The organism is Metapseudomonas otitidis (assembly GCF_900111835.1).
Taxonomy (GTDB): domain Bacteria; phylum Pseudomonadota; class Gammaproteobacteria; order Pseudomonadales; family Pseudomonadaceae; genus Metapseudomonas; species Metapseudomonas otitidis.
Genome location: NZ_FOJP01000004.1, coordinates 202,149 through 216,318, shown reverse-complemented (window position 1 = coordinate 216,318; position 14,170 = coordinate 202,149). Strand labels below are relative to the sequence as shown.

12 protein-coding genes are annotated in these 14,170 nt (G+C 65.5%); 3 read left to right on the top strand and 9 right to left on the bottom strand.

The annotated features are described in order from the left end of the window. Positions 1-19: 19 nt before the first annotated feature. The 4 genes from acnD to BM198_RS06840 all read right to left on the bottom strand — a co-directional run bounded on the left by acnD (position 20) and on the right by BM198_RS06840 (position 5,551). Positions 20-2,629 (bottom strand): Fe/S-dependent 2-methylisocitrate dehydratase AcnD, encoded by a 2,610-nt coding sequence (gene acnD, locus BM198_RS06855; RefSeq protein ID WP_167368455.1) that lies wholly within the window; start codon positions 2,627-2,629, stop codon positions 20-22. 14 nt (positions 2,630-2,643) lie between these two features. Next, positions 2,644-3,804, bottom strand: a complete 1,161-nt coding sequence (gene prpC / locus BM198_RS06850; RefSeq protein WP_074968784.1) for a bifunctional 2-methylcitrate synthase/citrate synthase — start codon at positions 3,802-3,804, stop codon at positions 2,644-2,646. A gap of 125 nt (positions 3,805-3,929) precedes the next feature. After that, on the bottom strand, positions 3,930-4,817 hold the full coding sequence (prpB, locus tag BM198_RS06845; protein WP_074968782.1) for a methylisocitrate lyase: 888 nt from the start codon (positions 4,815-4,817) through the stop codon (positions 3,930-3,932). Beyond that, entirely contained in the window at positions 4,814-5,551 is a 738-nt protein-coding gene (locus BM198_RS06840; protein ID WP_044401606.1) for a GntR family transcriptional regulator, read from the bottom strand. The genes prpB and BM198_RS06840 overlap by 4 nt, the downstream gene beginning before the upstream one ends. Before the next feature lie 297 nt (positions 5,552-5,848). Between BM198_RS06840 and rloA the strand changes: the two genes are divergently transcribed. The 3 genes from rloA to BM198_RS06825 are packed head-to-tail and all read left to right on the top strand — an operon-like array spanning position 5,849 to position 8,911. After that, positions 5,849-6,388 (top strand): retropepsin-like aspartic peptidase RloA, encoded by a 540-nt coding sequence (gene rloA, locus BM198_RS06835; protein WP_044401603.1) that lies wholly within the window; start codon positions 5,849-5,851, stop codon positions 6,386-6,388. Between the two features lie 5 nt (positions 6,389-6,393). Continuing rightward, positions 6,394-7,920 carry an osmotic stress tolerance membrane protein RloB gene (rloB, locus tag BM198_RS06830; protein ID WP_044401600.1) on the top strand — a complete coding sequence of 509 codons (1,527 nt, stop codon included), beginning with the start codon at positions 6,394-6,396 and terminating at the stop codon, positions 7,918-7,920. 4 nt (positions 7,921-7,924) lie between these two features. Continuing rightward, positions 7,925-8,911, top strand: coding sequence for an alpha-L-glutamate ligase-like protein (locus BM198_RS06825; protein ID WP_044401597.1), 987 nt, complete (start codon positions 7,925-7,927; stop codon positions 8,909-8,911). Between the two features lie 83 nt (positions 8,912-8,994). Here BM198_RS06825 and BM198_RS06820 read toward each other — a convergent pair whose 3' ends face one another. The 5 genes from BM198_RS06820 to BM198_RS06800 all read right to left on the bottom strand — a co-directional run bounded on the left by BM198_RS06820 (position 8,995) and on the right by BM198_RS06800 (position 14,130). Next, positions 8,995-10,146, bottom strand: a complete 1,152-nt coding sequence (locus BM198_RS06820; RefSeq protein WP_074968780.1) for a MalM family protein — start codon at positions 10,144-10,146, stop codon at positions 8,995-8,997. Further along, complete coding sequence (locus BM198_RS06815) at positions 10,146-11,738, bottom strand: outer membrane protein transport protein (protein WP_208610355.1); 1,593 nt, start codon at positions 11,736-11,738, stop codon at positions 10,146-10,148. The genes BM198_RS06820 and BM198_RS06815 overlap by 1 nt, the downstream gene beginning before the upstream one ends. 16 nt (positions 11,739-11,754) lie before the next feature. Further along, positions 11,755-12,762 carry a flagellar protein FilC gene (locus tag BM198_RS06810; RefSeq protein ID WP_044401589.1) on the bottom strand — a complete coding sequence of 336 codons (1,008 nt, stop codon included), beginning with the start codon at positions 12,760-12,762 and terminating at the stop codon, positions 11,755-11,757. A 78-nt stretch (positions 12,763-12,840) separates the two neighbouring features. Continuing rightward, the gene (locus BM198_RS06805) at positions 12,841-13,602 is read right to left on the bottom strand and encodes a C39 family peptidase (protein WP_044401586.1); all 762 of its coding nucleotides are present in this window, start codon (positions 13,600-13,602) and stop codon (positions 12,841-12,843) included. Between the two features lie 87 nt (positions 13,603-13,689). Next, positions 13,690-14,130: a DUF6160 family protein gene (locus BM198_RS06800; protein WP_044401583.1), complete on the bottom strand. Its 441-nt coding sequence runs from the start codon at positions 14,128-14,130 to the stop codon at positions 13,690-13,692. Positions 14,131-14,170 lie beyond the last annotated feature (40 nt).

Here is a 14,170-nt window from a genome sequence, read left to right as displayed (position 1 = left end):
CGCCCTCCACCCTGCGCAGTCAGGCGACCTCGCCCTTGAGGAAGTCCTTGGCAAAGCGCTGCAGCACGCCACCGGCCTTGTACACGCTGACGTCGGCAGCGGTGTCCAGGCGGCAGGTCACCGGCACCCGCACCACCTCGCCGTTGCGGCGATTGACCACCAGGGTCAGGTCGCAGCGCGGCGAAATGTCGCCTTCGACGTCATAGGTCTCGGTGCCGTCCAGGCCCAGGGTCAGGCGCGTGGTGCCCGGCTTGAACTCCACCGGCAGCACGCCCATGCCCACCAGGTTGGTCCGGTGGATGCGCTCGAAGCCCTCGGCCACGATCACTTCCACACCCGCCAGGCGCACGCCCTTGGCCGCCCAGTCGCGGGACGAGCCCTGTCCGTAGTCGGCACCGGCGACGATGATCAGGTTCTGCTTGCGGTTCATGTAGGTCTCGATGGCTTCCCACATGCGCATCACCTGGCCTTCCGGCTCCACGCGGGCCAGCGACCCCTTCTTCACCTGCCCGTCGACCACAGCCATCTCGTTGACCAGCTGCGGGTTGGCGAAGGTGGCGCGCTGGGCCGTCAGGTGGTCGCCACGGTGGGTGGCGTAGGAGTTGAAGTCCTCCTCCGGCAGGCCCATTTTCGCCAGGTACTCGCCGGCGGCCGAGTCCGCGAGGATGGCGTTGGACGGCGACAGGTGGTCGGTGGTGATGTTGTCCGGCAGGATCGCCAGCGGCCGCATGCCCTTGAGCGTGCGCTCGCCGGCCAGCGCGCCTTCCCAGTACGGGGGACGGCGGATGTAGGTGGACATCGGACGCCAGTCGTACAGCGGGCTTTCCGCTTCCTGCACGCTGCCCAGGTCGAACATCGGGATGTAGATCTGCTTGAACTGCTCGGGCTTCACCGAGGCGGCGACGATGGCGTCGATCTCCTCGTCGCTCGGCCACAGGTCCTTCAGCGTGACCGGGTTGCCCTGGGCATCGGTGCCCAGCGGGTCCTGCTCGATGTCGAAACGCACGGTGCCGGCGATGGCATAGGCCACCACCAGCGGCGGCGAGGCGAGGAAGGCCTGCTTGGCGTAGGGATGGATGCGCCCGTCGAAGTTGCGGTTGCCCGAGAGCACGGCGGTGGCGTACAGGTCGCGGTCGATGATCTCCTTCTGGATCACCGGGTCCAGCGCGCCGGACATGCCGTTACAGGTGGTGCAGGCGTAGGCGACGATGCCGAAGCCGAGCTTCTCCAGCTCCGGCAGCAGCCCGGCTTCCTCCAGGTACAGCTTGGCGACCTTGGAGCCCGGCGCGAAGGAGGTCTTCACCCAGGGCTTGCGCACCAGGCCGAGGGCATTGGCCTTCTTCGCCACCAGGCCGGCGGCGATCACGTTGCGCGGGTTGGAGGTGTTGGTGCAGCTGGTGATGGCAGCGATGATCACCGCGCCATCGGGCATCAGGCCCTTCGCCTCTTCGTCACGACCGGCCTGCAGCTTGGCCTCGTCGGCGATGCCGCGCTCGGCCAGCGCCGAAGTGGGCAGGCGGCGGTGCGGGTTGGACGGGCCGGCCATGTTGCGCACCACGCTGCCCAGGTCGAAGCTCAGCACGCGCTCGTACTCGGCGGTCTTCAGCGCGCTGCCCCACAGCCCCAGGGTCTTGGCGTAGTGCTCCACCAGCGCCACCTGCTCGGGCTCGCGGCCGGTGAGCTTGAGGTAGTCGATGGTCTGCTCGTCGATGTAGAACATCGCGGCGGTGGCGCCGTATTCCGGGCACATGTTGGAGATGGTCGCGCGGTCGCCGATGGACAGGCTGTCCGCCCCCTCGCCGAAGAATTCGACGTAGGCGCCCACCACACGCTCCTTGCGCAGGAACTCGGTCAAGGCCAGGACGATGTCGGTGGCGGTGATGCCGGGCTGGCGCTTGCCGGTCAGCTCGACACCGACGATGTCGGGCAGGCGCATCATCGACGGGTGGCCGAGCATCACGGTCTCGGCTTCCAGGCCACCGACGCCGATGGCGATCACGCCCAGGGCGTCCACGTGCGGCGTGTGCGAGTCGGTGCCGACGCAGGTGTCGGGGAAGGCGATGCCGCCCCGCGCCTGGATCACCGGGCTCATTTTCTCCAGGTTGATCTGGTGCATGATCCCGTTCCCGGCGGGGATCACGTCGACGTTCTTGAACGCGGTCTTGGTCCACTCGATGAAGTGGAAGCGGTCCTCGTTGCGGCGGTCCTCGATGGCGCGGTTCTTCTCGAAGGCGTCCGGGTCGAAGCCCGGGGCCTCGACGGCCAGGGAGTGGTCGACGATCAACTGGGTCGGCACCACCGGATTCACCTTGGACGGGTCCCCGCCCTGCTCGGCGATGGCATCACGCAGGCCGGCCAGGTCCACCAGCGCGGTCTGCCCGAGGATGTCGTGGCAAACCACCCGCGCCGGGTACCAGGGGAAATCCAGGTCGCGCTTGCGGTAGACCAGCTGCTCCAGCGATGCGGTCAGGTCGGCGGGCTCGCAGCGGCGCACCAGCTGCTCGGCCAGCACGCGGGAGGTGTAGGGGAGCTTGTCCCAGGCGCCGGCCTGGATCGCCTCGACCGCCTCGCGGGCGTCAAAGTAATCCAGCGCGGTGCCGGGCAAGCGCTTGCGGTATTGGCTGTTCACGGTCGTGGTCATTGTTATTTACGGTCCTTGAGCGGCACGAACTTCAGGTCTTCGGGGCCTGTGTAGTTGGCGCTCGGGCGGATGATCTTGCCGTCGATGCGCTGTTCGATGACGTGGCTGGACCAGCCCGAGGTGCGGGCGATCACGAACAGCGGGGTGAACATGGCGGTGGGCACGCCCATCATGTGGTAGCTGACGGCGCTGAACCAATCGAGGTTGGGGAACATCTTCTTGATTTCCCACATGGTGCTTTCCAGGCGCTCGGCGATGTCGAACATCTTGGTGTTGCCCTGCTCCACGGAGAGCTCGCGGGCCACTTCCTTGATCACCTTGTTGCGCGGGTCGGAGACGGTGTAGACCGGGTGGCCGAAGCCGATGATCACTTCCTTCTTCTCGACACGGGCGCGGATGTCGGCCTCGGCCTCATCCGGGCTGTCGTAGCGCTTCTGCACTTCGAAGGCCACCTCGTTGGCGCCGCCATGCTTGGGCCCGCGCAGGGCGCCGATGGCGCCGGCGATGCAGGAGTACATGTCCGAGCCGGTGCCGGCGATCACCCGCGAAGTGAAGGTGGAGGCGTTGAACTCGTGCTCGGCGTACAGGTTCAGCGAGGTGTGCATGGCGCGCACCCAGGATTCGCGGGGCTTCTCGCCATGCAGCAGGTGCAGGAAGTGGCCGCCGATGGAGTCGTCGTCGGTCTCCACCTCGATGCGCTTGCCGTTGTGGCTGTAGTGGTACCAGTACAGCAGCGCGGAACCCAGGGAAGCCATCAGCTTGTCGGCGATGTCGCGGGCGCCGGGGTGGTTGTGGTCATCCTTTTCCGGCGACAGGCAGCCCAGCACGGAGACGGCGGTGCGCATCACGTCCATCGGGTGGGCGGAAGGCGGCAGCTGCTCCAGCGCGGCCTTGACGCCAGCGGGCAGGCCGCGCAGGGCCTTCAGCTTGGCCTTGTAGCCGGCCAGCTCCGCGACATTGGGCAGCTTGCCGTGGACCAGCAGGTGGGCGATCTCTTCGAATTCGCAGCGGTTGGCGAAATCCAGCACGTCGTAGCCCCGGTAGTGCAGGTCGTTGCCGGTACGGCCAACGGTGCACAGGGCGGTGTTGCCGGCGGCGGTGCCGGAAAGGGCCACGGATTTCTTCGGCTTGAAGCCCGGAGTGGTGGTTTCGGTGGTGCTCATCGGTATCTCCTCGAGTCTTTTTGTTCTGTTGCGCGCTGAGCAGGGTGGGCCGGGCGGCGATCCGCTTCAGCCCACCAACAGCGCTGACACGGTGGGCTGAAGCCCACCCTACGACCTTGCTGGTTCTACTTCTTGCCGGCGGCGAACAACGCGTCGAGCTTCTGCTCGAAGGCGTGGTAGCCGATGCGGTCGTAAAGCTCCGCGCGGGTCTGCATCAGCTCGATCACGTCCTTCTGGTGGCCACTCTGGCGAATGGCGGTGTACACGGCTTCCGCCGCCTTGTTGGCCGCGCGGAAGGCCGACAGCGGGTAGAGCTGGATGGCCACACCAACCGAGGCCAGCTCGTCACGGGTGAACAGCGGGGTGGCGCCGAACTCGGTGATGTTGGCCAGCACCGGCACGTTCAGTTCCTTGACGAAACGCGCGTAGGTGGGCAGGTCGTAGGCGGCCTCGGCGAAGATGCCGTCGGCGCCGGCCTCCACATAGCGCTTGCAGCGCTCGATGGCGGCGTCCACGCCCTCGGCCTGGATGGCATCGGTGCGGGCGATGAGGAAGAAGTCCGGATCAGTCCGGGCGTCAGCGGCGGCGCGCACGCGGTCGACCATCTCCTCGCAGGAGACGATTTCCTTGCCCGGGCGGTGGCCGCAGCGCTTGGCGCCCACCTGGTCCTCGATGTGCGCCGCGGCGGCACCGGCCTTGATCAGGCTCTTCACCGTGCGCTCGATGTTGAAGGCGCTCGGGCCGAAGCCGGTGTCGATGTCCACCAGCAGCGGCAGGTCGCAGACATCGGTGATGCGGCGCACGTCGGTGAGCACGTCGTCCAGGGTGTTGATGCCCAGGTCCGGCAGGCCCAGGGAGCCGGCTGCCACGCCACCACCGGAGAGGTAGATGGCACGGAAACCGGCACGCTTGGCCAGCAGCGCATGGTTGGCGTTGATCGCACCGATCACCTGCAGCGGGCTTTCTTCGGCAAGGGCCTGGCGGAAACGCTGGCCGGCGGAGAGCTGGGTCATGAATCACCTCGGGTGTGGGAGGGGTTGGCGAGCGCGTCCTGCCCATTCTGGGAGCCGTAGTGGCGCTCGATGTTTCGCTTGGAGGCGCCGATGTGACGGCGCATCAGCAGCTCGGCCAGCTCGCCGTCTCGGTCGGCGATGGCGTCGAGAATGCGGTGGTGTTCGGCAAAGGCCTGGCGCGGGCGGTTCGGCGTGGCGGAAAACTGGATGCGGTACATGCGCACCAGTTGGTACAGCTCGCCGCAGAGCATGCGGGTCAGGGTCTGGTTGCCGCTGCCCTGGATGATCCGGTAGTGGAAGTCGAAGTCGCCTTCCTGCTGGTAGTAGCCACGCCCGGCCTGGAAGGCCTCATCGCGCTCATGGGTATCCAGCACCCGGCGCAGCTCGTCGATCTCCGCCTGGGTCATGCGCTCGGCAGCCAGGCGGCAGGCCATGCCTTCGAGGGACTCGCGGATCTCGTACAGCTCGATCAGCTCGGTGGGGCTCAGCGACACCACCCGCGCGCCGACGTGGGGCACGCGCACCAGCAGCTTCTGCCCTTCCAGACGATGGATGGCTTCGCGCAGCGGGCCACGGCTGATGCCATAGGTACGCGCCAGCTCCGGCTCGGAGATCTTGCTGCCCGGCGCAATCTCGCCCCGGATGATGGCGGCCTGGATACGACGGAAGACGTGCTCGGAGAGGGTTTCCGAGTCTTCGGTCACAGCCAGGGGAGTTTCCAGGGTGGCAGCCATGATTGTCGACACATTCAATTTCAGATGGGCCGAAAAGTACGCCCAAGGCCATTTACTGTCAAACCAAAGACCCACATTGTCGACAATGGTCGAGTGTCGCGAAAAATTCATATAAAGGCGCCACCGCCTTCACAAAGCGCGTGGGCCGTCTGTCGCCGCAGAAAACCCACATGCTAGAATGCGCGCCTCATGCGCCTGGCGAGGCGCCACCGTTTTGCTTGCTAGACTCTTTCGCCAGACGCCGGGGCCATGGTCCTTGCGCCGGGCATCAGGATCCCGAACCGCATCCAAGGACCCATGACTTACAAGCCACTAGCCCTGCTCCTGTGCCTGGCGAGCCTGCCAGGCCTCAGCCTCGCCAACGGCAAGACCGTCTACGGTCTGAACGAATACGCCCGCCTTTCCGACCTTGACCTGGTGATCGCCGCCAAGCTGGACACCGGGGCCAAGACCGCCTCCCTCAGCGCCCGCGACATCAAGCGTTTCAAGAAGAACGGAGAGTCGTGGGTACGCTTCTACCTGGCCATCGACGACGCCCACGCCCACCCGATCGAGCGCCCCCTGGCGCGCATCAGCAAGATCAAGCGGCGTGCCGGCGACTACGACCCCGAGGAAGACGACAACCGTTACACCGCACGCCCGGTCATCGAGCTGGACGTGTGCATGGGCGGCGCCCTGCGGCGGATCGAAGTGAACCTCACCGACCGAAGCGCTTTCCAATACCCGCTCCTGATCGGTTCCGAGGCACTCAAGCGCTTCGATGCACTGGTCGACCCGAGCCTTAAATACGCTGCCGGCCAACCCGGCTGTGCCACTGACGCAAACGCTGCCGAGTAACTCACATGCGCTCTCTTACCCTGCATCTGAAAGTCCTCATCACCCTGCTGGTGACCCTGGGCGTTCTGATAACGGCCTACCAGATCTTCATTCAGGGCATCCCGATCACCGAGGATGAGACCGACGACCTCTGGAACATCGACGCCAAGGTCGAATTCCAGGCCAGCCCGCGCGACCCGATCAAGGTGCAGATGTTCGTGCCGCCGCTGAACCGGGACTACGTCAGCCTCAACGAGAGCTTCATCTCCAACAACTACGGCGTGAGCATCAACCGCGTGGACGGCAACCGCAAGGTGACCTGGTCCGCCCGCCGTGCCAGTGGCAACCAGACCCTCTACTACCGCCTGGTGCTGACCAAGCGCTACAGCGGCGAGAAGCCCAAGGACAAGGGGCCGATCTTCCGAGACAGCATCCCGGTGGAAGGCGCCGAGAAGATCGCCGCCGAAGCCCTGCTGGCGCCCATCCGCCAGCACTCGGCGGACGTCGAGACCTTCATCAGCGAGACCATCAAGCGCGTCAACAACGTCAACGATGACAACGTCAAGCTGCTGCTCGGCGGCGACGCCGGCACGCCGAACAAGGCCAAGGTCATCGAACTGCTGCTGTCCATCGCCCACGTCCCGATGGAGCGCGTGCACACCATCCGCCTGGCCGCCGACCAGCCGCAGAGCCCCGAACTCTGGCTGCGCAGCTTCAACGGCGAGAGCTGGCTCTACTTCAACCCCGAGACCGGCCAACAGGGCCTGCCGGGTGACCGTCTGGTGTGGTGGACCGGCGACGAGCCGCTGATCACCGTCGACGGCGGCAAGAAGGCCCAGGTGACCTTCAGCCTGAACAACAGCGAGATGAACGCCATCCGCCTGGCCAAGCTGACCGACGAGAACACCGACGCCGACTTCCTCGAATACTCCCTCTACGGCCTGCCGCTGCAGACCCAGCAGACCTACCAGATCATGATCATGATCCCGATCGGCGTGCTGGTGATCCTCATCCTGCGCAACCTCGGCGGCCTGCAGACCCTCGGCACCTTCACCCCGGTGCTGATAGCCCTCGCCTTCCGCGAGACCCAACTGGGCTTCGGCATCGCCCTGTTCACCATCATCACGGCGCTGGGCCTGTCGCTGCGCTCCTACCTGGAGCACCTCAAGCTGCAGATGCTCCCGCGCCTGTCGGTGGTGCTGACGTTCGTGGTGATCCTCATCGCGGTGATCAGCCTGCTCAGCCACAAGCTCGGCCTGGAGCGCGGCCTGTCCGTCGCCCTGTTCCCGATGGTGATCCTGACCATGACCATCGAGCGCCTGTCCATCACCTGGGAAGAGCGCGGCGGCGGCCATGCCTTCAAGGTCGCCATCGGTACGCTGTTCGCCGCCACCCTGGCGCACCTGCTGATGACCGTGCCGGAGCTGACCTACTTCATCTTCACCTTCCCGGCGGTGCTGCTGATCCTGGTGGGCTTCATGCTGGCGATGGGTCGCTACCGCGGCTACCGCCTGACAGAACTGTTCCGCTTCAAAGCCTTCGTGAAGGACTGAGCCCATGTTCGGCCTGATCAAGACGTGGAAAGCCCTTGAAGCCAAAGGGATCATGGGCATCAACCGACGCAACGCGGACTACGTGCTGAAGTACAACAAACGGCACCTGTACCCGATCGTCGACGACAAGATCATCACCAAGCAGCGCGCCATCGAGGCGGGGATCCACGTACCCGAGATGTACGGGATCATTTCCACCGAGAAGGAGATCGACAAGCTCGACGAGATCATCGGCGAGCGCAACGACTTCGTGATCAAGCCCGCGCAGGGCGCCGGCGGCGACGGCATCCTGGTGATCGCCGACCGCTTCGAAGGCCGCTACAAGACCGTCTCCGGGAAGATCATCAGCCACGAGGAGATCGAGCATCAGATCTCCTCGATCCTCACCGGCCTCTACTCTCTCGGCGGGCACCGCGACCGCGCGCTGATCGAGTACCGCGTGACCCCGGACCCGATCTTCAAGAGCATCAGCTACGAAGGCGTGCCGGACATCCGCATCATCGTGCTGATGGGTTACCCGGTGATGGCGATGCTGCGCCTGCCCACCCGCCAGTCCAGCGGCAAGGCCAACCTGCACCAGGGCGCCATCGGCGTGGGCGTCGATCTCGCCACCGGCATCACCCTGCGCGGCACCTGGCTGAACAACAAGATCGCCAAGCACCCGGACACCACCAACGCGGTGGACGGCGTGCAGCTGCCCAACTGGGACGGCTTCATGAAGCTGGCGGCCGGTTGCTACGAGCTGTGTGGCCTGGGCTACATCGGCGTGGACATGGTGCTGGACGTGGACAAGGGCCCGCTGATCCTGGAACTGAACGCCCGCCCGGGCCTGAACATCCAGATCGCCAACGACTGCGGCCTGACCCACCGCGCCCACGCCGTCGAGGCACGCCTCGAAGAGCTGAAGGCCAAGGGCATCCAGGAGTCCCCGGAAGAGCGCGTGCGCTTTTCCCAGGCGCTGTTCGGCAACGTACGGCCGACGGAAGTCTGACCCGCCCCGCCCCCATGAAAAAGCCCGGCTCGATGCCGGGCTTTTTCATGGGCGGTCGCGACTCGGCCACCGAGCGACAAGCACTACCGCACGATGGCCAGCTCGAACGCCCCCTCATCCGAGTGCTCATGCACCTGCATGCCGGTCTCGTTCAGGGAGAGGTCCTGCAGCGGGCGCTTGTAGGGCTTGTTGTCCAGGGTCTTCACCGCGCGATCCTCGTCGGTGGTGAGCAACAGGGCATAGCGCTCGCCCTGGTTGGCGCGGACCTGCACGGTGCCTTCGATGTAGGCGTAGCGGTACCAGGTCTCGCCGTGGAGCTGGTACACCGCATCGCTCACCAGTCGGGTCGGCCGCTTGGCCTCGTCGAGGAAGAGGATCGACGGGTAGACCACCTGGCGATTGGCGAAGCTGCGGATGCGCAAGCCGTACTCCCGCCCCGAGCGCGGCAGGCGCACGGCGGCGTAGTAGCTGCGCCCCATGGGGAAGGTGAAGCTCGGCGAGAAGCGGTTCAGCTCCTCGTAGCGCGGTTCCTCGGTGGACAGCTCGGTGAAGGCCGAATCGGACAACTGGCCGCAGCACTGGTCCACCAGCTCCTGGTAGAGCACGCGACTGCGCTCCTCGCTGCCTTCCAGCAGGGCCTTCATGGCTTCGTTGGGTTGTCCGTCCAGGGCCGGAAGGATCGGCGCCTTGCGCTCGAACACCACCTCGCGGCTTTCGGTGTAGGCCACTGGCTGGCCGACGCTGGCCACCGCCCTGGTGCCGTCCTTCGGCGGCACCGGCGAGTTGTGGGTGCGCCCCTGGTCGTCCACCCAGGTGTAGTAACCGGTGCCGTTCTCCGGGCGGGAGTAGCCGCGCCCTTCCAGCACATCGGCATCGATGTACTCGCCCGCGCGGTGCCCGCTGGGCAGCAGGTAGTCACGCTGGCCCGCCGGCACCTGGCCGGCGGCGTAGAAGCTGTTCTGCAGGTTGCCACTGGCATCCACCCAGGTGAAGTAGCGACGCTTCTGCTCGCCACCCGCCGCGCCCCAACCGGCCGCGCCCTGCTCCTTCAGCCGCTCCAGGTCGCTGCGGCTGACGCGCCGGGCCGCTTCCTGTTGCTGCTGGCTGTAGCGGTCGTCGACGAAGCTGTTGTGCACGCGGCCGCTGTCGTCGATCCAGGTCAGGTAGCGCCCGCCGCTGGCCTGGGCCGTCGGCAGGATGGAGAAGGCGAGCAGGACGGGGATGAGCGTCTTCATCAGAAGGTCGTCGTGTAGGTGAATGCCATGATCAGTGCCTTGACCGAGGTCTCCACGTTCATCCCGGCGTAGGGGTTGTAGACCATCTTGTCCAGGCCAACGCAGTTCATGTTGCAGCTCTCGCCTGCGGCGGTCCGCTGGGTGGTGACGAAGTAGTTCATCCCCAGGTCGATGGTGGTGTCCTTGTCCCAGCGGTAGCCCAGGCCGAGCCCGTAGAGATGGGCATCGCCGATGGGGGCCAGCACGTCGGCCTTGTCGTCCGGAATGGCCGAGGGGCGGAACTCGTAGCCGGCGCGCAGGGCCAGGCGGTCGGTCACGTCGTACTGCGCGCCCACCGCCCAGCTCCAGGTGTCGCGGTAGCCGCGGTCCAGGGTGATGCTGGTGGCCGTGGCCTTGCCGCCCCCAAAGGTCTTGGCGATGCGCAGCATGTCCAGTTCGCGGTCGAATTCGATCTCGAAGTCGTTCCAGTCGCTGTAGCCGGACCACTTCAGGTCGAAGTTGAACTGCCAGCGCTCGAACGGCTTGATCTTGATCCCGGTGGAGAAATTGTCCGGGTAGGTCATGGTCAGCGTCGCGTTGCCGGTCTCCTCATCGGTACGCCCATACGGGAACAACGGGCTGAGGATCTGGCCGAACACCGCCGACTGGAAGCCGCTCCAGAACCCTTGCCATTCCTTGGAGTAGTCCACCCGGTACTTGCCCTGCAGGTGCATGCGGGCCTCGCTCTGGTAGGTGGCGCCCCAGGCGAACCAGTCGGTGGGTTCCCAGAGCACGCCGATGTTCCAGGTGGGCGACAGCGACTCCTGCATGTCCAGGTCCAGGTTGGCGAGCGAGTCGAAGGGGCCGATGCGCCCGCCGCAGACGTTGAAGATGGGGCCGATCATGTCACCCAGGCCCGGTTTGCACAGCACGTCGTGGGCCATGGCCGCCAAGCCGGTGAGCATCCCCGGTGCGCGGAAGTCCTCGTTGAGCGCCATGGCCTGGTGGGAGAACCCCACCGACAGCCCAAGGGCCAGCTCGTCGTTCACCTGATAGCCCACCGAGGGCGAGAAGTAGGTGATGCGCTGGATCGCTACCTGGCGCCCCTGGAAGCGCGCCGGGTCGCTGTCCGAGTCCCGCGAGTAGCCCAGCGCCATGGGCGCGTAGACGTTGGTGGCGAAGGTGAACTTGGAGCCCGGCGGGTTGATCGACAGCCCCGCCAGCGGGGCTGCCAGCAGCGGCATGTCGGTCATGCCGCCCATGCCGGGCAGGTACATGGCCGGGGTGAGGGTGCGACTGCTGGCGCCGGCCACGCTGTCGTTCTTGTAGCCGAAGAAGCCATAGTCGGCGGGCGCATCGAACTTGGCGCGGATGTCCATCACCCCGGCGATCACCTTCACCGTGGTCTGCCGGCCCTTGAGCTTGACCAGGGCCGCCGGGTTGTAGTGCACCGCATCGATCCCGGTGGAGTCGGCCGTCACGGCATTGGCCATGGCCATGGCCTTGGGGTTGCCGATGGTCAGGTCGTTGGCCAACTGCGCCTGCACGCCCCCCGCCCAACCGAGCCCCACCCCCGCCAGCGCCAAGGCCAGCGGCGAAATACGCATCGTCATGTCGTCGCCTCGCCGGTTACTGGGCCTTCAGGCCTTTGATGTCCAGGGGAACGGAGAACCCGAGCATCACGTCCGGGGAGTCCTCGGTCATGCCGAAGCCGGCGTTGATGTTGACGATGTAGTCCGGCGAGGTCCGCAGGCCGAGCGAGAAGTTCATGACCGCGCTGGTCTGCTCGCTGCCTTCGGCCTTGTTGCCGTCGGAGAAGGTGTAGGTAGGGCTCGTGTTGTAGGCCATCTGGTAGGAGGTGGCCAGGGAGACGTCATAGGACAGCGCGTAGGCGAACCCCATGCTCATGGACAGGGTGCCGCCCGGATCCACGTCCACCAGTTCTCGTCCGCCGACGTTCTGGTGGATGTTGTGCACCGGCATGTTGTAGGTGTAGCCGACCGAGCCGAACAGCACGACCGGGTCGATCACATAGGAGGTGTTGGCCCCCACGCCCAGGCTGTAGTAGCCGTTGCCGGTGGAGAGGTCCGACTCGCGGTTGATGTCGTAGGGGCTCTCGCCGGTGGGCAGGCCGAGGGTGGCGAACAGCGTGGTGACCGGCTTGCCACGGGTGGCCGACCAGGGCTGCCAGCGCAGGCTGGCGGACACATCGCCCAGGCTGTAGACGTTCACGTCACGCTCGGTGTCGTACTTGGCGATGAAAGGCAACCGCACGCTGAAGGTGAGGTTGTCCCAGACGCCGTAGTCGAAGGTGAAGGAGTTGGTGAAGGTGTGCTGGGCCTCGCTGCGCGGGATCACGCTGTACACGTTGTTCCCGGTGCGCACCTGCTCGATCTGCACATCCCGGGTCAGCGAGTAGTCGAAGCCGTAGGTGAGCGTGCGCTCGCCCTTCTTCAGCAGCGTGTAGCTCTTCTCCGATGCCTGGAACACCTGCTCCAGCGCCTTGGCGCTGTCGGCGTCACCGTCCTTCTTGCTCAGCGCCTCACGCGCGTCGTCCACCGAGCTCTCCTCGGCCCACAGCGGCCCGCAGGCGCCCAGCGCCAGCATGGCCAGCCATGCATAACCCCTCACTCCCATGGCACGGTCCCCTGGTTATTTTTCTAACTTATGCGGGTTCTTCTTTTTACTGGCCGGGACGGCCTGCCGACGGCACGCTCACTTGCGTCGGTAGTAACGGATATCGCCTCCCGAGCCCAACTCGTCCAACTGGTTTTCGGTGAACTTGGTGATCTGCGGAAACTGCTGGAACGCCAGGAGGCTGATGGTCCTGTCATCCACCAGGCGCAGGTCGCGCTCGGTCAGGGCCATCGCGTTACGCGGTTCCGCACCGGTCGGGTAGATCACGAACAGCACGTTCTGGTCCCACACTTCTTCGAATCGGGTGCGGGTGAAGCTGATGTTCCCCAGGGCAGGGTCAGCGATGAACACGTGATCGTTGTAGACGTCGCGCACCACCACGAAATGCTTGAAGCCGCCGTAGTGGATCGGGACCAGCGCCGGGTGCTCCAGCTTGTCGAGGTCCTCGAATTCGGCGCGGAAACCGCCGCTCTTGTAGCCCAGGGCGGTGACGAAGCGCTTCATGTCCAGCAGGGAGAACCCCCTCCGCTCGACGATCTTGTCCGCCTCGCCATAGCGCAGCAGCCCCTCCATCACCTGGCGCTCCTGCAGGTTACGCCCCAGGTAGTAGTCCAGCAGGCTGGTCAATGCGGCCGAGCCGCAGCTGTAGTCGTAGGCCTGGCGGATCACATTGCGGAACTGCAACTGGCTCATCGGCTCGATGTTCACGGTCTCCCGGTAAGGACCGTTGGGCGCGAGCGACTGCGTCAGGTTCACGGAACCCTGGGGCTGCGGCTTGGTGTCCACGGCCTGGGTGAAGCCGAACAGGCCCAGCAGGCTGCCAACCAGTATCTCGATCATTGCCGTTCCGAATCAGGACTTGCGACAAGGAAGGCCCCGCCGACGGGGCTCGACGGGACCTTCCGGACTACAGGTCGTGCGCGCGGATCAGTGACCCCAGACCTTGATGGTGGTGCCGGCCAGGTTCATGTCGTTGACGGCCAGGGAGCCGATGCTGGCAGCAGTGGCATCACCCATGCGAATGGCGCCGACGCTGAGCTGACCGGTGATGGTCGGCAGGGTGATCTGCAGCTTGTCGTTGCCGCCGGCACCGCCGTCGATCACGTCGACCAGGATCGGGGCGCTGTCGGAGATGTTGAAGCCGGTGAAGGCGATGGTGTCCAGGCGCAGGCTGCCGGAAGCGGAGCCTTCCTTGTCGGTGTAGACGACGCTGCCGATGGTGCCGTTGAAGTTACCGGAGATGCTGATGCCATCCTGACCGGTGACGCCCGAGAGGGCAGAGTCATCCATGGCTTTCAAATCAGCCTGGGCCATGAACGGAGCAGCGAGCACAGCAGCGGCGAGAGCCAGTTGTTTGAAGCTTTTCATTGTTTTTATCTCCAAGATTCTCACAGGTGGGTTGCCCCGG